General features: G+C 67.1%; 19 protein-coding genes and 3 tRNA genes. 16 read left to right on the forward strand and 6 right to left on the reverse strand.

What is annotated here, in order from left to right:
- Nucleotides 1–125: 125 nt before the first annotated feature.
- The gene (locus D3654_RS07980; RefSeq protein ID WP_120520980.1) at nt 126–1,046 is read right to left on the reverse strand and encodes a DMT family transporter; all 921 of its coding nucleotides are present in this window, start codon (nt 1,044–1,046) and stop codon (nt 126–128) included.
- A gap of 218 nt (nt 1,047–1,264) precedes the next feature.
- On the opposite strand from D3654_RS07980, the gene D3654_RS07985 reads away from it, so the two are divergent.
- From D3654_RS07985 to D3654_RS08030, 10 genes are all read left to right on the forward strand, one after another.
- Nucleotides 1,265–1,337, forward strand: a tRNA-Glu gene (locus D3654_RS07985).
- A gap of 84 nt (nt 1,338–1,421) precedes the next feature.
- Nucleotides 1,422–1,495, forward strand: a tRNA-Asp gene (locus D3654_RS07990).
- A 49-nt stretch (nt 1,496–1,544) separates the two neighbouring features.
- Nucleotides 1,545–1,620 (forward strand) — tRNA-Phe (locus D3654_RS07995).
- A 129-nt stretch (nt 1,621–1,749) separates the two neighbouring features.
- Nucleotides 1,750–2,229: a hypothetical protein gene (locus D3654_RS08000; protein WP_120520981.1), complete on the forward strand. Its 480-nt coding sequence runs from the start codon at nt 1,750–1,752 to the stop codon at nt 2,227–2,229.
- 61 nt (nt 2,230–2,290) lie between these two features.
- Nucleotides 2,291–2,746, forward strand: a complete 456-nt coding sequence (locus D3654_RS08005; RefSeq protein WP_120520982.1) for an Asp23/Gls24 family envelope stress response protein — start codon at nt 2,291–2,293, stop codon at nt 2,744–2,746.
- The gene (locus D3654_RS08010; protein WP_115787145.1) at nt 2,743–2,934 is read left to right on the forward strand and encodes a hypothetical protein; all 192 of its coding nucleotides are present in this window, start codon (nt 2,743–2,745) and stop codon (nt 2,932–2,934) included. Before D3654_RS08005 ends, D3654_RS08010 begins: the two co-directional genes overlap by 4 nt.
- A complete protein-coding gene (locus D3654_RS08015) occupies nt 2,931–3,317 on the forward strand; it encodes a hypothetical protein (protein WP_120520983.1) in 387 nt (128 codons plus the stop codon). Before D3654_RS08010 ends, D3654_RS08015 begins: the two co-directional genes overlap by 4 nt.
- Nucleotides 3,314–3,967: a DUF6286 domain-containing protein gene (locus D3654_RS08020; RefSeq protein WP_245413142.1), complete on the forward strand. Its 654-nt coding sequence runs from the start codon at nt 3,314–3,316 to the stop codon at nt 3,965–3,967. Before D3654_RS08015 ends, D3654_RS08020 begins: the two co-directional genes overlap by 4 nt.
- Nucleotides 3,964–4,575, forward strand: a complete 612-nt coding sequence (locus D3654_RS08025) for a hypothetical protein (RefSeq protein WP_120520984.1) — start codon at nt 3,964–3,966, stop codon at nt 4,573–4,575. The genes D3654_RS08020 and D3654_RS08025 overlap by 4 nt, the downstream gene beginning before the upstream one ends.
- A 241-nt stretch (nt 4,576–4,816) precedes the next feature.
- Entirely contained in the window at nt 4,817–5,032 is a 216-nt protein-coding gene (locus D3654_RS08030; RefSeq protein ID WP_162943680.1) for a hypothetical protein, read from the forward strand.
- Between the two features lie 67 nt (nt 5,033–5,099).
- Here D3654_RS08030 and D3654_RS08035 read toward each other — a convergent pair whose 3' ends face one another.
- Nucleotides 5,100–6,851, reverse strand: a complete 1,752-nt coding sequence (locus D3654_RS08035; protein WP_245413143.1) for a glycoside hydrolase family 13 protein — start codon at nt 6,849–6,851, stop codon at nt 5,100–5,102.
- Between the two features lie 276 nt (nt 6,852–7,127).
- Here D3654_RS08035 and D3654_RS08040 point away from each other — a divergent pair, with 276 nt between their 5' ends.
- The 5 genes from D3654_RS08040 to D3654_RS08060 all read left to right on the forward strand — a co-directional run bounded on the left by D3654_RS08040 (nt 7,128) and on the right by D3654_RS08060 (nt 11,850).
- Nucleotides 7,128–8,405, forward strand: coding sequence for an ABC transporter substrate-binding protein (locus tag D3654_RS08040; protein WP_120520986.1), 1,278 nt, complete (start codon nt 7,128–7,130; stop codon nt 8,403–8,405).
- A 79-nt stretch (nt 8,406–8,484) separates the two neighbouring features.
- Nucleotides 8,485–9,504: a carbohydrate ABC transporter permease gene (locus D3654_RS08045; protein WP_120520987.1), complete on the forward strand. Its 1,020-nt coding sequence runs from the start codon at nt 8,485–8,487 to the stop codon at nt 9,502–9,504.
- A 4-nt stretch (nt 9,505–9,508) separates the two neighbouring features.
- A complete protein-coding gene (locus D3654_RS08050; RefSeq protein ID WP_120520988.1) occupies nt 9,509–10,393 on the forward strand; it encodes a carbohydrate ABC transporter permease in 885 nt (294 codons plus the stop codon).
- Between the two features lie 68 nt (nt 10,394–10,461).
- The gene (locus tag D3654_RS08055) at nt 10,462–10,686 is read left to right on the forward strand and encodes a hypothetical protein (RefSeq protein ID WP_120521089.1); all 225 of its coding nucleotides are present in this window, start codon (nt 10,462–10,464) and stop codon (nt 10,684–10,686) included.
- 111 nt (nt 10,687–10,797) lie between these two features.
- The gene (locus tag D3654_RS08060) at nt 10,798–11,850 is read left to right on the forward strand and encodes a LacI family DNA-binding transcriptional regulator (protein ID WP_120520989.1); all 1,053 of its coding nucleotides are present in this window, start codon (nt 10,798–10,800) and stop codon (nt 11,848–11,850) included.
- A gap of 2 nt (nt 11,851–11,852) precedes the next feature.
- Here D3654_RS08060 and D3654_RS08065 read toward each other — a convergent pair whose 3' ends face one another.
- Both D3654_RS08065 and D3654_RS08070 read right to left on the reverse strand, forming a co-directional pair.
- Nucleotides 11,853–12,719, reverse strand: coding sequence for a DUF8083 family protein (locus D3654_RS08065; protein WP_120520990.1), 867 nt, complete (start codon nt 12,717–12,719; stop codon nt 11,853–11,855).
- A gap of 70 nt (nt 12,720–12,789) precedes the next feature.
- Complete coding sequence (locus tag D3654_RS08070; RefSeq protein ID WP_120520991.1) at nt 12,790–13,596, reverse strand: exodeoxyribonuclease III; 807 nt, start codon at nt 13,594–13,596, stop codon at nt 12,790–12,792.
- An 83-nt stretch (nt 13,597–13,679) separates the two neighbouring features.
- On the opposite strand from D3654_RS08070, the gene D3654_RS08075 reads away from it, so the two are divergent.
- Nucleotides 13,680–14,816: an NADH:flavin oxidoreductase/NADH oxidase gene (locus D3654_RS08075; RefSeq protein ID WP_120521090.1), complete on the forward strand. Its 1,137-nt coding sequence runs from the start codon at nt 13,680–13,682 to the stop codon at nt 14,814–14,816.
- A gap of 16 nt (nt 14,817–14,832) precedes the next feature.
- Here the strand turns inward: D3654_RS08075 and D3654_RS08080 are convergent, their stop codons facing one another.
- Both D3654_RS08080 and D3654_RS08085 read right to left on the reverse strand, forming a co-directional pair.
- On the reverse strand, nt 14,833–15,453 hold the full coding sequence (locus tag D3654_RS08080; RefSeq protein WP_120520992.1) for a response regulator: 621 nt from the start codon (nt 15,451–15,453) through the stop codon (nt 14,833–14,835).
- Nucleotides 15,450–16,634, reverse strand: a complete 1,185-nt coding sequence (locus tag D3654_RS08085) for a sensor histidine kinase (protein ID WP_120520993.1) — start codon at nt 16,632–16,634, stop codon at nt 15,450–15,452. Before D3654_RS08085 ends, D3654_RS08080 begins: the two co-directional genes overlap by 4 nt.
- Nucleotides 16,635–16,834 lie beyond the last annotated feature (200 nt).

Raw genomic sequence — 16,834 nt, forward strand, 5'->3', positions numbered from 1 at the left:
TACTACAACACTGAACGCATCCACGCCGCCATCAAGGACACCCCGATCACACGAGTGTCACCAACCTAATGGCCGAGTACAGCTAGCACTGCCTTGAACGGCGCCGCCCGGGAGGCGGCGCCGTTTCATTTGCGGGAGCGGCGCCGCGTCAGTCCGACACCCACCAGGCACACGACGCCGCCGATGAGCCCCCAAATACTCGGGACCTCGTTGAGGAGCGCCCAGGAAATCAGGATGGTGGTCCCCGGCACGAGGTACGTGGTGGCGGCGAGCTTGCCTGCCTCGATCAGGGACAGGGCGTACGCCCAGGTGGTGAACGCGATGGCCGTGGGGAAGACACCCAGGTAGACGAGCCCCGCCGTGGCCGGGAGCGGCGCGGCCTGGACTTCGGCTACAAGCTGGCCGGCCCACGGCAGGCAGCAGAGCGCCCCGACCATGATCCCGAACCAGGTGGCCTGCGCCGCGGTGAACTTCCGCAGCACGGGCTTCTGCACGATCACGCTGACCGAGGCGAGCACCGCGGCCAGGAGGCACAACAGCACTCCGGCGACATCCGCCGTCGAGCGCTGCCCGGAACCGAGGGCGATCATCGCCACCCCGCCGAACGCCACCGCGCTGCCGATGATCAGCCAGCGCGGGAACCCTTCCTTCAGGATGACCCCGGCCAGCACTGCGATGAGGATCGGCGAGACGTTGATCAGCATGGCGCTCGTTCCGGCGTCCAGCAGGTGCTCGGCCGCGTTGAGCGCCACGTTGTACCCGGCGAACCACATCACCCCATAGGCGAGGATCGGCCACCATTCCCGGCCCTTCGGCCAGACCTTGATGGTGGGCAGCACCACCGCGCCGAGGGCGACGGCGGCAACCGCCAGGCGTCCGAGCGTGAGGGGCCCGGGGGAGAAGCTTGGGCCGACGGCGCGGATGCCGACGAAGGCCGAAGCCCAGAGGATGACGGTGATGACGACGGCGGCGACGCCGGCTTTGCTGATGCCCCGACTGCCGGTGGGCGCCGTGTTTTGGGGCGTGGTTGGGATGCTTGTGGCCATGCAGCCAACCTAGCCCGGGGGACCGACATTTGGCTCGCGATTTCCGGACGTCCTGCAGCAAGAAACTGCCAAGGTTTGCGGGGCTGCGGGGAGGCTTGCGGACCTCGATTTGGGAATATCCGCTTCCATGCTCTAAAGTTTTAGAGTCCAGTTCGGACGAGCGAACATCAGGAAAGATTCCCAGGGATCCTTTCTGCCGCAAATCCGGATTGTTCCAGGCCCCCATCGTCTAGCGGCCTAGGACACCGCCCTTTCACGGCGGCGGCACGGGTTCGAATCCCGTTGGGGGTACGCAAGGAAGTGGTCAAAGCAGGCTGAAAAGTCTGGTAGGCTGGAAGCCTTGAAAAACGCGGTAGAGATACCGCAAACAAGCAAGGCCCTGTAGCGCAGTTGGTTAGCGCGCCGCCCTGTCACGGCGGAGGTCGCGGGTTCAAGTCCCGTCAGGGTCGCTCTGGTGGCCGGAAGAGATTCCGGCTATCACGGTGATAAAACACCTAAGGCTCTGTAGCTCAGTTGGTAGAGCGTTCGACTGAAAATCGAAAGGTCACCGGATCGACGCCGGTCGGAGCCACCACTGGGAAGCACCAATTCTTCGGAATTGGTGCTTTTCTTCTTTAACGCCCGGATTGTTCCCAATTGCCGCCCTGTTCAGCGGTGAACCCCGGGCGTATTCTTTCCTCGCCGGCACTCAGATGGCGTCGAAATGGGGGAAACCATGAAGCTCAAGTCCAGGCTGTTCCTTGCCGCCGCGCTGGCCGCGACCATGGCGCTGGGAGCCTGCTCGTTCCCGGCTCCCACGGCCCAGAACTCCCAGCAAAGCACCTCCCCCTCTTCACCGGAACCATCGCCGGGCGGCACATCCGGCAGTTCCGGCGGCGCCGGCAGGCTGTTCGGTGGCTTCAGCTCGATGAGCGAGGCCTGCGTCTCCGTCACCGCCACCTTCCTTAGCATCAGGATCCTTCCGCTGGCGGGCATGATGGGCGGCAATCCCGAGGACGTGAAGAAGGCCCAGGACGAGCTCGCTAAGTTCCAGGACAAAGTTCCGGACGAACTGAAGCCGCATTTCGAGAAGCTCAAGGCCTTGGTCGATTCGGCCGGTTCCGATTTCAGCAAGTACGGGACCGACGAGTTCGAGCAGCACTTCAAACCGATCGAGGAATGGCTGGACAAGAACTGCAAGTAGCCCTCGCCCTGTCACGGCCACGCGTTAGGGTGGTACCCAGAAGAAGGGGAGGGGCTCCGGCATGGACCGTGAAGAGATAAACCGTGAAGAGATAACAGGGGAACTGGCAGCAGCGGAACAGCCTGCGGGCACCGGACGCACGGTCATCTCGGATTCGGCCGTTGCCAAAGTCGCCGGCATCGCGGCGAAGACCGTGCCCGGCGTCTACTCTCTCGGTTCCGGACCGTCCCGTGCACTCGGCGCCATCCGGGACGCCGTGGGAAGCTCCGACCACGCCGCCGGCGTCCGCGCCGAAGTGGGCGAAACCCAGGTGGCCGTGGACATCAACCTGGTGGCCGTGTACGGCTACCCGCTCCACGACGTTGCCAACCAGGTCCGGGCCGCCGTCTACAGCGCGGTGGAGAAGCTCGTGGGCTTGCAGGTCATTGAAGTCAACATCGAAATCAACGACGTCTACATCGCCCCGCCGGCGAAACCGGGTGGCAAGACGGGCACCGAAAGGGAGGCACTGCAGTGAACATGACCGTGGTCGGCATCGGAATCGGTGCCTTCGTGGCTTTCATGTCCTTCCAGTTCGGGCTGTGGGGCTTCCTGGTTTCCCTCCTGTTCATGGGCATCGGCGCCATGCTGGGCCGCGCAGCCGACGGGAAACTGGACCTGCGCAGCGTGCTGGACGCCATCACCGGCCGGCGCTCCTCGTCATGAGTGCGGCCCCCGCGGCCGTCCGCCAGGCTTCCGCGGGCCTGGCCGGCCACAACCGGATCAGCACCCAGGCGCTGACGTCCCTGGCCCGTGAAGCTGCTGCCGAGGCGCTGGGGGTCCACGCGCACGACGTCCGGGCCGAATGGTCCGACGACGGCGGCCTGCTGGCCCTGTCGATCGTCGCACCGGTCGGCATCCCCCCGCTGGCGGACGTCCTCCGTGATCCACTCCGGGTAGCCGCGTCGGGCGGCTCCGTGTGGGACCGTGCCGTGGCGGCCAAGACAGACATCCTGCGCAGGGTCACGGAGCTAAGCGGCTCCCTGCTGAGCCGGGTGGACATCCGGATCAGCGGAGTCCGCGTCACCGAGGGAGGACGGGTCCAATGAGCAACGGCACCAGCAGCGTGGCAAGCGGCCAGGACGTCCATCCGCAGGCGGCGAATGCCGCGCCTCGAACACCTGCCGACCCCGGAGTCCGCAGCATCCTGAGGCGCGAGACCAAGTCCTCCCGCGCCCTCGCCGCCGGGGTGGCTGCCTTCCTGGTCATCGCCGTCTGCGTTTACGGGCTGCTCGAGTCCGCCCTGCGCGCGATCGGGCAGCAGCCCTGGCTGATCGACCCGCAGGCAGCGGCCGAGGGCCTCGTGAAACTTCCTGAGGGCATCTCACCGCTGTTGCTGGGCGCAATCGGCGCAGTCGTGGTGATGTTCGGCCTCATCTTCCTGCTCAATGCGGTGCTTCCGGGCCGCCGCGCACGGCATCTACTCGATGATCCGCGGCTGGCCGTGGTGGTGGATGACGAGGTCATCGCCGCCGCCCTGGCGAGGAGTGCCCGTGCTGCCGCCAACGTCACCCAGGAGCAGGTGATGGTGGTGGTGTCGCAGCGCCTGGTGGTGGTCAACGTCCGGCCCACGTCCGGGGTCCCGGTGCACGAGCAACGTGTCCAGTCCGCCGTCGAGGATGAACTCCGCGCCATGGCGCCCTCGCCTATGCCGGCCATCCGGGTGAACGTCGCCGTTTCCGGGGTGATCGGAGCGTGAACGGAACCCCGCACGTACTCAATCGGATCCTCGTGGGGATCCTCGGGCTGCTCATGACGGCGGCCGGCGCCTTGCTCGTGCTGCTCGCCAGCGTTCCTTCGGTGGCCCAGTGGTGGCATGGTTGGTCGTCGGACGTCTACCAGCGGGCTGCCTACCTGGCAGAGCAAACCCGGATTCCCGGGCGCCAAGAGAGCTGGCTCTGGGTGGCCGCCGCGGCCGTGATGGTGATCCTGATCGTGCTCATGGTGTCCTGGCTGGCACAGCAGGGCAAGGGCCGGGCCAACCTGATCGTGGCTGACTACGAGGACGAAACCACGCCCGGCGAAGTGCAGATCGGCGGTGGCGTGGCAGAGCAGGCCCTGAAAGCGGCGTTGGCCGGACGCGCGGACCTTGCAGCCGTCTTTGTCGCCACGTACGAGGTCCAGGGCCAGCCGGGCCTGAGGGTGCGCGTGCATCCCCGGCAGGGTGTTTCCCCGCAGATCCTCGCAGCGGAAATCTCCGGCCTGGTCGAAGCCCTGGACATCGTTGTGGGCCGCAGGACCCCGGTGCTGCTGCACATCGCAGGCGGTGCCCGGGCCCGCTTCAGCAAGGCCGAACGCGTCCACTGAGGCCCGCGTGAGTAGGCCCAATATGCGCGTTGGTTGAAGCGGCGGTGAACACCCAGGTTCATGTGTCCGAATATGCCCTGAACAGGGGTTTTGCCTTGCAGCGCCTGTCCGCCGGGCCCTAGTTTGTTGGCAGGGGGATGAGCTTTTCCCTTTGCTTGGGCTTCGCCCGGGCCGCCGGGGGACAGGTGTCCGGGTGGAGCCGACGAACCAGGAACATGAGAACCAGGAGAAGGAGAGCACCATGAGCGACGTAAGCGGCAATGGAAACACCGAGGGCCAGGTTCCCGAAGGCGACGCGTTGGAGAACGCCAAGGAGTTCGCAGGCGACGCGGTGGAGAACGTGAAGGATTTCGCCGGAGACGCTGTCGGGAACGCGAAGGAGTTCGCGGGCGACGTCGTGGAGAACGCCAAGGGCCTCGGCTCCAAGATTGCAGGCTTCTTCAAGGGCGACAAGTAACACCACGCACTGATACTGATGGCAGGTCCCGCCGGAAACGGGGACCTGCCATCGGTTTGTTCCGGACCTATTCAGCCTTCACCAGCCACACGGCACGGTTCGCCTTGACCCGGCCGTGGCTGACGGCGGCGGCCTGGCTCCGCAGCAGCACACGGTAGCCCTTCGGCAGGTCCACCGGAGCCTCCGACATGTTCGCGATCACCAGCACGCTCCTGCCTCCGGGCGCACGGGTCTCAAAGGCGAGGATGCCGTCCTTCGCGCTGTAGCTGCGCGACCAGTGCAGCGTGCCGTCACCGAGCCCCAGTTCCTTGCGTTCGCTGATCAGCGCGCGGTACAGCTCCAGGGTTGAATGTTCGACGCCGGCCTGCTGGTCCGCGGCGTACCGGCCGAACTTGCTCGGCTGCGGCAGCCACGGCGCGGCCGGCCCGGCGTTCCCGTGGCTGAAACCGAAGCTCGCCTCGTCTTTGGCCCAGGGGAGGGGGACCCGGCAGCCGTCGCGCCCGGGTTCCAGGCCATTGGTACGGAAGAACGTCGGGTCCTGGCGGTAGCGGGCTGCCAGGGCGGTGTGTTCGGGCAGGCCCAGTTCTTCCCCCTGGTAGATGTACGCCGAGCCCGGGAGCGCCATCATCACCATGATGGCCGCCCGCGCACGGGCAAGGCCGAGGGCCTCGTTCGGCTGCTCCTCGCGGCTGGAAATGCCGCGGGGGAACTTGGTCGGATCGGTGAGCCCGAAGCGGGACGGGTGCCGGACAGCGTCGTGGTTGGACAGCACCCAGGTACTGGGCCGGCCGACCGAGGCAACCGCCGTCAGGGTCTTCCTGATGCTGGTGGCGAGCCGGCCGGCATCCCAGCCGGCCATCAGGAAGCCGAAATTGAACGCCTGCTGCATTTCGTCCTGCCGGATGTAGCGGGCCAGGCGCTCCTCCGGCGCAACCCAGGCTTCGGCAACCAGGACCCGGTCGCCGTCGTACGCGGACACCAGCGTGTTCCAGCTGCGGTAGATCTCGTGCACGCCGTCCTGGTCGAAATAGGGCGGGCCCGCCGGCTCTTCGGCCTTGGCCTTCTCCGCGGACGACCGGCGCCGCTTCATGCCGCCCTGCACCATGGCCACCACGGCCTCGGACCAGTCCGGAAGGCCGTCCGCCTTGATCAGTCCGTGCGCCACGTCGATGCGGAAACCGTCCACGCCGCGGTCCAGCCAGAAGCGCATGATGTCTTCGAACTCGGCCCTGACCTCGTTGTTGTGCCAGTTCAGGTCCGGCTGGGCCGCCGCGAAGAGGTGCAGGTACCACTCGCCGGGGGCACCGTCGGCGTCGGCGGTCCGGGTCCAAGCGGGGCCGCCGAAAACGGACTTCCAGTCGTTCGGCGGCAGGTCGCCGTCGCCCGAGCCGGGAACGGCATCTTTGCCCGGACGGAACATGTAGCGCTCCCGGGCGGCCGAGCCAGGTGCCGAGCGGAGGGCTTCCTGGAACCACTCGTGGCGGTCCGACGTGTGGTTGGGGACGAGGTCCACGATCACCTTGAGCCCCAGTCCGTGCGCCTTGGCGAGCAGGACGTCGAAGTCGTCCAGTGTCCCGAAAAGCCCGTCCACCTCGCGGTAGTCCTCCACGTCGTAGCCGGCGTCCGCCTGCGGCGATTTGTAGAACGGAGAGAGCCAGACGGCGTCGACTCCCAACGCGGAAAGGTGCTCCAGGCGTGAGGTGACGCCGGGCAAGTCGCCCATGCCGTCGCCGTTGCCGTCCGCGAATGAGCGTGGATAGACCTGGTAGATGACGGCGTGGTGCCACCACGGTTGGGCTGCGTTCGCGGGCTCGGGCATCGGCTTCCTTCCGGCGGTTGCGTGCGTCCCCTCAGACTAGTCCCGCACCCGCCACGAAGCGCCCCGCCGTTCCTGGGTGTCGGATAGGCCACGCCCCGGGCTTCCGTCGTCTCAAATTGGTAACGGAGGAGATGTGTATCCAGTGTTTCCTAACGATTACGAGAATATGTGTAAACGCTTGCATTCTTCCCTCAATCCTCGCTAGTGTGAGCAGCACCACATCACATCGCCGCATCGCGGCACTCACCTGGTTCACTCATCGAGGAGTCCCGGAAAATGAAAACTCGCAAGTACCTCCTTCCGGCCGCTGTTGCCGGCGTGCTAGCCATGTCCCTCTCCGCTTGCGGCGGGGGTGGCGGGGGTGGAACCCAGACCGGCGGCGGCGACGCAGCTGCCAACCTGGAAGGCCGCGGCCCGATCACCTACGTCACGGGCAAGGACAACGCAGCCGTCCAGCAGCCCACGGTCGATCGCTGGAACGCCGCCCACCCGGACCAGAAGGTCACGCTGAAGGAACAGACGGACAAGGCCGATCAGCAGCACGACGACCTCGTCCAGCATTTCCAGGCCAAGCAGTCCGACTACGACCTCGTGACCGTGGACGTCGTGTGGACAGCGGAGTTTGCCGCGAAGGGCTGGCTCCAGCCGCTCAAGGACAAGCTCGCCGTTGACACGTCGGCGCTCCTGCCCTCCACCGTGAAGGCCGCCACCTACAACAACACCCTGTTCGCCGTGCCGGTCCACTCCGACGGCGGCATGCTGTACTACCGCAAGGACCTCGTTCCCACCCCGCCCAAGACCTGGGACGAAATGATGTCCATGTGCTCCATCGCCAAGGCGAACAAGATCGGTTGCTACGCCGGCCAGTACCAGAAGTACGAGGGCCTCACGGTGAACGCGGCCGAGGCCATCAACACCTTCGGCGGCAAGATCGTGGATGACGCCGGCAAGGCCACGGTGAACTCGGCCGAGGCCAAGGAAGGCCTGGGCAAGCTGGTTGAGGCTTACAAGAACGGCAACATCCCGGCCGAAAGCATCACCTTCCAGGAGGAACAGGGCCGTGGGGCATTCGAAGAAGGCAAGCTCCTCTTCCACCGCAACTGGCCGTACGTGTACAACCTGGCCAAGACCGACGGCGCTTCGAAGGTGAAGGAAACCTTCGCCGTTGCACCGCTCCCGGGCAAGGACGGTCCCGGCGCTTCCTCGCTCGGTGGCCACAGCGCGGCCGTCAGCGTGTACTCCAAGTACAAGGCCACTGCCGTTGACTTCGCGAAGTTCCTCCTCGAAGACGAACAGCAGAAGTTCTTCGCCCTCCAGGGCTCCCTCGCGCCGGTGAAGGCCAGCATGTACAAGGACGCCGCAATCGTCGCCAAGGCTCCCTACATGCCCACCCTGCTGACCTCCATCGAGAACGCCGTGCCGCGCCCGGTGACGCCGTTCTACCCGGGAGTCACCAAGGCGGTCCAGGACAACGCCTACGCAGCCCTGAAGGGTGAGAAGTCCGTAGACCAAGCGCTGACGGACATGCAGGCCGCAATCGATTCCGCCAAGTAGCGGTCCTTAGACAGCCGGGGAACCGCCGTCAACCGGCGGTTCCCCGGCTTCCCCAAGGAAGGGGAGAACAGGAGTCATCATGTCCACTGAGGCGCCCACGCCGACCAGTGCCAAGGAAACACTGGCCGGCACGCACCACATGCCAGGCAAGGAAAGCGCTGACCGCCGCCAGGTCACGCAGGGCCGCTGGGCCTACACCCTGCTTACGCCCACTCTCGTCCTGCTCGGCGTAGTCATCCTCTACCCGATCATCAACGCCATCATCATGTCCTTCCAGAAGGACGCTGGCCTTGACCCGGCCACCGGATTCTTCACCGAGGGCGGCTTCACTGGCCTGGACAACTACACCCACTGGCTGCTGCAGCAGTGTGGTTCCGGCCCCGCCCTAGGCCCGTGCCCGCCGGGCACCCTCGGTGCCCAGTTCTGGGATGCCATGGGCACCACGTTCTTCTTCACGATCGTCACCGTCGCGATGGAAACCGTGCTGGGCTTCTGGATGGCCGTGATCATGGCCCGCGCCTTCCGCGGCCGCGCGCTGGTCCGTGCCTCCGTGCTGGTGCCGTGGGCCATCCCCACCGCCGTCACCGCGAAGCTGTTCTTCTTCATGTTCGCCTTCGAAGGCATCGTGAATAAGATCTTCGGGACCCAGATCCTCTGGACCGGTTCGGAATGGCCGGCAAAATGGGCCATCATCATCTCCGACGTCTGGAAGACCACTCCGTTCATGGCCCTGCTGATCCTGGCCGGCCTGCAGTTGATCCCGGACGAGGTCTACGAGGCTGCGAAGGTGGACGGCGCCTCGGCCTGGCAGCGCTTCACCCAGATCACACTTCCGCTGGTCAAGCCCGCCCTGATGGTCGCGATCCTGTTCCGCACCCTTGATGTGCTGCGCATGTACGACCTGCCCGCGATCATGACCGGCGGCGCGAACAACACCACCACGCTCTCGATCCTGGTGGTCCAACAGATCCGGCAAGGCCTGAACAACGCTTCGGCGCTGTCCACCATCACCTTCCTGGTGATCTTCCTCGTCGCGTTCATCTTCGTCCGCTTCCTCGGCGCCAACGCCGTGGACGCCGCAACAACCGGAAAGAAGTGACGACATGAGCACCGCAACCGCCACTGCTGCCCGGCACTCCGAAGCTCCCGCGCGCCGTCGGGCCTTCGACTGGGCCCCGGCCCGCACGTACGTCCAGGCCGTGATCATCCTCATTTGGTGCCTGGCGCCGTTCTACTGGATGGTCGTCACCGCCTTCCGCGACGTCGGTTATACCTTTGAGCCGACGCCGTTCTTCAACCACGTCACCTTCGACAACTTCGTCACGGTGTTCGACGAAGCGCGCGGCAACCACTTCGCCCGGAATCTGGTGAACAGCCTCCTGGTTGCCGGCATCACCACCATCATTTCGCTCATTGTGGGTGTTTTCGCCGCCTACGCCTTGGCCCGGCTGAAGTTCAGCGGCAAGAGCCTGGTGCTCGGTTTCATTCTGGGTGCTTCGATGTTCCCCGGCGTTGCCCTCATCACCCCGCTGTTCCAGCTGTTCACGAACATCGGCTGGATGGGCACGTACCAGGCGCTGATCATCCCGAGCATCTCCTTCTCCCTGCCGTTGACCGTCTACACGCTGACCTCCTTCTTCCGCGAAATGCCGTGGGAGCTTGAAGAATCGGCGCGCATCGACGGCTGCACCCAGGGCCAGGCCTTCCGCAAGGTGATCCTGCCGCTCGCGGCTCCGGCCACCTTCACGACCGCGATCCTGACCTTCATCGGGGCCTGGAACGAATTCCTGATCGCCAGCCAGTTGTCGTCCGATGCGACCAAGACGGTAACTGTCGCCATCGCTGGATTCGCCGGCGCGCAGCCGCACCAGGAACCGTACACCGCCGTCATGGCCGCCGGAACCGTGGTGACCATTCCGCTGGTGATCCTGGTGCTGATTTTCCAGCGCAAGATCGTCGCGGGTCTGACCGCGGGCGCGGTCAAGTGAGCCGTACAGGACGCTCCGGAACTCCCGACGGCGGCAGCCCCGCCGTCGGGAGCTCCGCCCGCAACGACATCCACGCACGCCGCAAGCGCCGTTCGGCCGAGGACCTGGACATCCTGATCGGTTTCCTTGGCTTCTGGACCCTGGTGCTGCTGGTCACCACGGTCTGGATGGAGCTCACGGCCCAGCCTGCACTCGGCTGGGCCCTGGGGCTTCTGGCCTCGGTCCTGGCGCTGTGGGGGCTTGTGCGGCTGCGTCGGCGGCTGCCCGCCCGGACCGGACGCCGGTTCGACTAGCGGAGCAGTAACAAAAGCGCGGAACCGGGGGACACCTGCCGGAGGGCTAAACTGTATACCAGCCCTCGGCAGGGACATCCCGCCTCCGTGCGGTCTCAGGAGAGGGTTTCATTGGCGAAGACGAGCGAGCGGTCCCAGCGCGGAGGGCATGCCGGGGTAAGCATCGAAGACGTCGCCGCGGCGGCCGGAGTATCGACGGCCACGGTTTCCAGGGCCGTGCGGGGATTGCCCCGGGTCTCTGCAGCCACCAGGGAGAAAATCCTCAGGATCGCCGGGGAACTGGGCTACGTTGCCTCCTCGTCGGCATCCGGGCTGGCCACCGGACGGACCCGCACCGTCGGCGTCCTGGCCCCTTACGTTGACCGCTGGTTCTTCTTCAAGGCCATCGAAGGCGTGGACCGGGAACTGCACGCCAACGGCTACAACCTCTCACTCTTCAACCTCGGCGGGCAAAGCGGAAGCCGCGAACGCCTCTTCAGCAAGACCATGGTCTATAAGCAGATCGACGCCCTGCTGGTGCTCTGCATGTCCCTCACCCCGGATGAAGTGGACGACCTCCAGCGGATCGACATCCCCCTCGTGGTGGTCGGCGGGCCCGTGGAATCCTGCCCCAGCATCGGGATCAACGACTTCGCCGCCTCGGTGGAAGCCACCGAGCACCTGCTGGCGCTGGGACACCGCAGGATCGCGCTGCTCCACGGACAGGACGATTCCGACCTCAACTTCGCCGTTCCCCGCCTCCGCGTGGAAGGCTTCATGAAGGCCATGACGGATGCCGGGTTCACGCTGCCGCCCGAGTGGGACATCTACGGCAACTTCACCGTCAGCAGCGGGCAGGCCGGCTTCGACGAACTCTGGTCCAAGCCAGGGCCGAAGCCGACCGCGCTGTTCTGTGCCTCCGACGAAATGGCCATCGGCGCGATGCTGCAGGCCCGGCGGCGCGGCGTGCGCGTACCGGAAGACCTTTCGATCATCGGTATCGACAACCACGAATTCTCCGAAGCCATGGGGCTGACCACGATCGCCCAGAGTCCCCTCGACCAGGGCCAGTTGGGCACCCGGATGCTTCTTGAGGAGCTTGGCGGGACGGCAGGATCCATCCGTTCGGTCACCGCCGAACACCACCTGATCGTCCGGGAAACGACGGCACCGCCCGCCGCCTGAAGCTAGGACGCCCGGGCGAGCTGCCGGATCGGGATCCAGCGCGACGCCAGCCGCCGGTACGCCGCGGCCGCGCCGGTCATGTCGCCCTCGGCCAGGCACTCGATGCCCAGCCGCACATCCAGCGGCGACTCGTCCGGGTAGACCTTGTCCGCCACGGCGCCGTAGTCGAGCTCCACCATGGAGTCCACGTGGAACATCTCCAGCCACTCGGTCAGCTGCGTGAGGTCGTCCAGCATGTCCAGGTCCGGCGCCGCGAGGGCCAGGTTGGCCACCGCGAAGCGCGCCCGTTCCAGCGCCTCGGTCAGCGGCACCCACACCCGGACGGTGAGGATGCGGCCGTTGCCTTCGACGACGTCCTTGCGGTCCTCCTCCTGGAACAGCGAGAACCAGCTGAACGGAATGCCCCACGTGGAGGCCCGGGTGTGCACGCGCTTGGAGTCGTTACGTGCGTTGATCCGGTCGATCCGGAGCTGGTGCTTCTCGCGCTGGTCCACCGGGATGAGCAGCTCCGCGAGGGAACCGTGGATGCCTTCCATCAACGCGTTCGCCGCGAGTCCCGCGCGGATCACCAGCTGGCTGGGGCAGTAAAGGAGGCGGCCGCCGTCGCCCTCTCCACCTTCGGCGGGGGCGCGCGTCACGCGGACCAGGTCCGTGTGGCCGGTGGGGAACGGATCGCCCCCGGGGCGCGTAACCCGGCCGAGGGAGGCCAGGAGTTCGGCGTGCTCGACGGCGGCCCGGGAACCGCCGCGGGTGCCGCCGGCTTCGAGTTGTTCGCGCTGCCGCTCGGGGAACGCCTCGAGCGGTTCGTAGATGCGCAGGGCAGAGGAGAACGGAAGCCCTGCCTGGCCGCGGTAGAAGTCTTCGCTCATTGCAGCCCCGCCTCCCTCACCTGTTGCCTGCCCCGTTCTTGGAAAGCCTGCCTACGCAAACCGGTCCGCGCTAGTCCGCGAGCTCCACGATCACCGGCGCGTGGTCCGATGCGCCCTTGCCCTTGCGTTCTTCGCGGTCGATCTGCGCGCCGGTGACGCGGGCCGCCAGCGCGGGCGAGGCCAGGACGAAGTCGATCCGCATGCCCTCCTTCTTGGGGAAGCGCAGCTGGGTGTAGTCCCAGTAGGTGTAGACGCCCGGGCCCGGAGTGTAGGGGCGGACGACGTCGGTGAAGCCGGCGGCCTCGAAGGCGTGGAACGCGGCGCGCTCGGGCTCGCTGACGTGGGTCATGCGGTTTGCCAGGAAGAAGTCGATGTCCCAGACGTCTTCGTCGGTGGGAGCGATGTTCCAGTCGCCCATGAGCGCGATCTGGCTTTCCGGGTTCCCGGTGACCCAGCCGGCGGCGTGGCCCTTCAGGGTGTCCAGCCACTTGAGCTTGTAGGGCATGTGCTCGTCATCGAGGGAACGGCCGTTGGGCACGTACAGGCTCCACACCCGCACGCCGTTGCAGGTGGCGGCGATGGCGCGCGCTTCCTGGACCGGATCCTTGCCGGCCTTGCCGAAGACGGGCTGGTCGAGGAAGGTGCGTTCGACGTCGTCGAGCCCCACGCGGGAAGCGATCGCCACGCCGTTCCACTGACTCAGCCCGAAGTGCGCCACCTCGTAGCCCATGCGTTCGAAGAGCTCCCACGGAAAGTTGTCGTCCTTGCACTTCGTTTCCTGGATGGCCAGGACGTCGCAGTCGCTGCGCTGCAGCCAGGCCTCCACACGGTCGGCGCGGGCACGGAGGGAGTTCACGTTCCAGGTAGCAATCTTCACAGGCACTAACTTACCGAACTTGGCAGGACGGGTCTGCGGAACTGTCCGGAATACCCCGCCCGGATCCCTCGTTGCCCACCGACGTGAGCACACTTTTCTCCGAAACCGTCCTTTCCGCCCCGTCCGGCCAGCTCGCGCTGCGCAACCGGACCTTCCTCGCCCCGATGTGCATGTACTCGGTCGACGCACGCGACGGCGTCCCCACCCCCTGGCACCTCGTCCATCTCGGGGCGCGGGCGGCAGGCGGGTTCGGCATGGTGATCGCCGAGGCCACCGCCGTCGTGCCGGAAGGCCGCATTTCTCCCGAAGACCTGGGCCTCTGGAACGACGAGCAGGTGGCCGCCTTCAAGCCCATCACCGACTTCATCAGGAGCCAAGGCGCCGCCGCCGGCGTCCAGCTGGCGCACGCCGGCGCCAAGGCGTCCACCTACGGCAACGTGCCGCGTTTCGTTTCGCAGGGGCTCACCGGTTCCGTTCCAGCCGGCGACGGCGGTTGGGTCACCGTGGCGCCCTCGGCCACCTCGATCCACCGGCTGGCCGAGCCGCGCGAGCTGTCCGCGGACGAGATCGCGGAATCCGTCGAGGCGTGGGCGGCCGCCGCCCGGCGGGCCGACGAGGCGGGCTTCGACTTCATCCAGATCCACGCCGCCCATGGCTACCTGATCCATCAGTTCCTGTCACCGCTGACCAACACGCGGACGGATGCGTACGGCGGTTCGTACGAGGGCCGCACCCGGTACTTGCGGGAAGTGGTCGCAGGCGTGCGTGCTGCGTGGCCGGCGGAGAAGCCGTTGGGCGTGCGCTTCTCCGGGTCCGACTGGGTGGACGGCGGCTGGACCATCGAGGAGACCGCGCGGCTGTCCGTGGAACTCCGCTCTCAGGGTGTCACCGTGTTTGACCTGTCCAGCGGCGGGATCGGCGCCTACCGCGGGCCGGTGGGTCCGGGCTACCAGATCGCCCTGGCAGACTCCGTCAAGAAGGCGCTCGCCGCCGATGCGGCCGCCCGGGGCGTGGAGAATGATGCGTTCGTGACCGCCGTCGGGATGATCACCACGGCCCAGCAGGCGGAACAGGTGCTGGTGAACGGCCAGGCCGACGGGGTCTCGATCGCCCGCGCCGCCCTGCGCGAACCGAACTGGGCAGCGCTGGCAGCCCGCGAACTCGGCGAGGCCGTGGAGAAGACCCCGTCCGCGCCGCAATACTGGCGCGCGCACTGGTGATGCCCACCCGGAACCCCTACCGCGTCCCCTCGCGCCGCAGCGCCTTCGCGATGGCTGCCGCGCGGGAGTCCACGCCGAGCTTGGCGTAGATGTGGGCCAGGTGCGACTTCACCGTGGCTTCGGAGATGAACAGCTTGCGGCCGAGCTCTTTGTTGGAGAGGCCCTCGGTGAGCAGGGTCAGGAGCTCGGCCTCGCGGGGCGTGAGGGCTTCGTCCGGGTTGCGCATCTGCTGGAACAGCCGGCTGGCCACCGGGGCGCTCATGTGGCTTTGCCCGCGGGAGGCGCCTCGCACGGCGGCGAAAATCTCGTCCGGCGCGGCGTCCTTGAGCAGGTAGCCCATGGCCCCGGCGTCGACGGCGCGCACGATATCGGCGTCCGAGTCGTAGGTGGTGAACACGAGCACGGCCTGCGTGGGCCGGGCGGCGCGGATCCGGCGGATCGCCTCGATGCCGTCGATCCCCGGCCCCATCGACAGGTCCATGAGCACCACGTCCGGGCCGTGCTCCAGGGCAGCGGCTACCCCGTCCTCGCCGCTGGACGCCTCGGCCACCACCTCGACATCGGGCTGGGTGCTGAGCAGGGCCCGCAGGCCGCTGCGCACCACCAAGTGGTCGTCCACCAGGAGCACGGTGATCACGGCTGGCCTCCTTCGGCGCCCGGCGCGGAATGTTCGGGATTTCCGGGGTGGTGGAGCGGGATCTCCACCCCGATCACCGTACCTTCACCGGGCGCGGACTCGACGGCGAAGGTGCCGCCCAGCTGTTCCACGCGCTGGCGCATCGCGCGCAGGCCGTACCCGCCTTCCCGGGTGTGCGCTGCCGTGGCGTCCGGCGCGAAGCCCAGGCCGTCGTCGTAGATGTCCAGGGTCACGGAGTCCGGCAGGAACCCCAGCGTGACGCTCGCCGTCTGCGCCCGCGCGTGCTGCTGCACGTTCGCCGCCGCGCTCTGCGCGATCCGCAGCAGGGCGTGCCGCACCTCCGCGGGCAGCTCGCGGGGCTGCCCGACGACGGCGACCCGCATTCCCGGTACATGCTTGCGTGCCGCCGTGGCCAGGGCCGTTTCGAGCGGCTCTTCGGGGGCGTCCGCGGTGGCGAGTTCGTGGACGAGGCCACGGGTTTCGGCGAGATTGAGGCGCAGCTGTTCGGTGGCCTGCCGGACCTCGGCGCTCAGGCCTTCCCTGCGGTCCGCTGCTTCAAGGAGCAGCGCGGTGCTGGCCAGTCCCTGGGTGACGGTGTCGTGGATTTCGCGGGCCACGCGCTCACGTTCGGCCATGGTTCCGGCGGCGCGTTCGGCGGCGACGGCCTGGGCCTGCGCTTCGCGGAGTTCGCCGTTCAGGGCCGCTTGGCGGGCGAGGGCCCCTTCCAGGCGTTCGTACACGAGGGTGAGCACCAGGGCGGCGGCGAGCGGGCCGAGGAGTGCCGCGACGTCCGTGAAATCGCTCAGCTTGAACAGGCCGGCGGCTGTGCTGAGGGCCGTGATCGCGGTGGCGGCGGCTGCTTGCCCGGCCGGGACGCCGGAGCGGCAGACGAAGAAAACGGCGAAGGCGCACCAGGCGAAGCTCGGCGCGAGGATAACCAGCGCCGTCCACACAGCCACCAGTACCCAGGTGGCCACAGTGCGAGCCGGGCCGTGGGACCGCACCGCGGTGACGTACAGCCCGCACAGCAGGCCGGCGAGCACCAGCACCATGGTGTTCTCGCCCGGGCCGTGCCTTAACACGTAGCGGATGAGCGATGCGGTGATCAGCACGGCAAAGCCGCAGTGGACGGCAAAGTTCAGCTGCCGTTCCCGTTCCGGCCGTGCTTCTGCGGTGGTCATGCCGCCAAGTATTCCACTGCGCTCCGCCGCGGACCGGCCGGATTCCGCGCAGATAAAGGCGTCTCATACTTTTGGCTGAGACGGGTAGCCGAAAGCATGAGGCAGCGCGCCCTGAAGGGCCGATGTGCAGTGTCTCCGGGCCCGGCAGGATGGATGCCAAGAGCCCGGCAGGTACGCCGGCGAAGCACACCGAAAGGCAG

This window comes from Arthrobacter celericrescens, assembly GCF_003614925.1.
Lineage (GTDB): Bacteria > Actinomycetota > Actinomycetes > Actinomycetales > Micrococcaceae > Arthrobacter > Arthrobacter celericrescens.

Coding starts and splice junctions, on each gene's coding strand:
- D3654_RS08065 (WP_120520990.1), bottom strand. CDS start 12,719: ATGAGCGAAGACTTCTACCGCGGCCAGGCAGGGCTTCCGTTCTCCTCT.
- D3654_RS08035 (WP_245413143.1), bottom strand. CDS start 6,851: ATGCCCGAGCCCGCGAACGCAGCCCAACCGTGGTGGCACCACGCCGTC.
- D3654_RS08045 (WP_120520987.1), top strand. CDS start 8,485: ATGTCCACTGAGGCGCCCACGCCGACCAGTGCCAAGGAAACACTGGCC.
- D3654_RS07980 (WP_120520980.1), bottom strand. CDS start 1,046: ATGGCCACAAGCATCCCAACCACGCCCCAAAACACGGCGCCCACCGGC.
- D3654_RS08015 (WP_120520983.1), top strand. CDS start 2,931: ATGAGTGCGGCCCCCGCGGCCGTCCGCCAGGCTTCCGCGGGCCTGGCC.
- D3654_RS08050 (WP_120520988.1), top strand. CDS start 9,509: ATGAGCACCGCAACCGCCACTGCTGCCCGGCACTCCGAAGCTCCCGCG.
- D3654_RS08030 (WP_162943680.1), top strand. CDS start 4,817: ATGAGCGACGTAAGCGGCAATGGAAACACCGAGGGCCAGGTTCCCGAA.
- D3654_RS08020 (WP_245413142.1), top strand. CDS start 3,314: ATGAGCAACGGCACCAGCAGCGTGGCAAGCGGCCAGGACGTCCATCCG.
- D3654_RS08040 (WP_120520986.1), top strand. CDS start 7,128: ATGAAAACTCGCAAGTACCTCCTTCCGGCCGCTGTTGCCGGCGTGCTA.
- D3654_RS08005 (WP_120520982.1), top strand. CDS start 2,291: ATGGACCGTGAAGAGATAAACCGTGAAGAGATAACAGGGGAACTGGCA.
- D3654_RS08000 (WP_120520981.1), top strand. CDS start 1,750: ATGGGGGAAACCATGAAGCTCAAGTCCAGGCTGTTCCTTGCCGCCGCG.
- D3654_RS08085 (WP_120520993.1), bottom strand. CDS start 16,634: ATGACCACCGCAGAAGCACGGCCGGAACGGGAACGGCAGCTGAACTTT.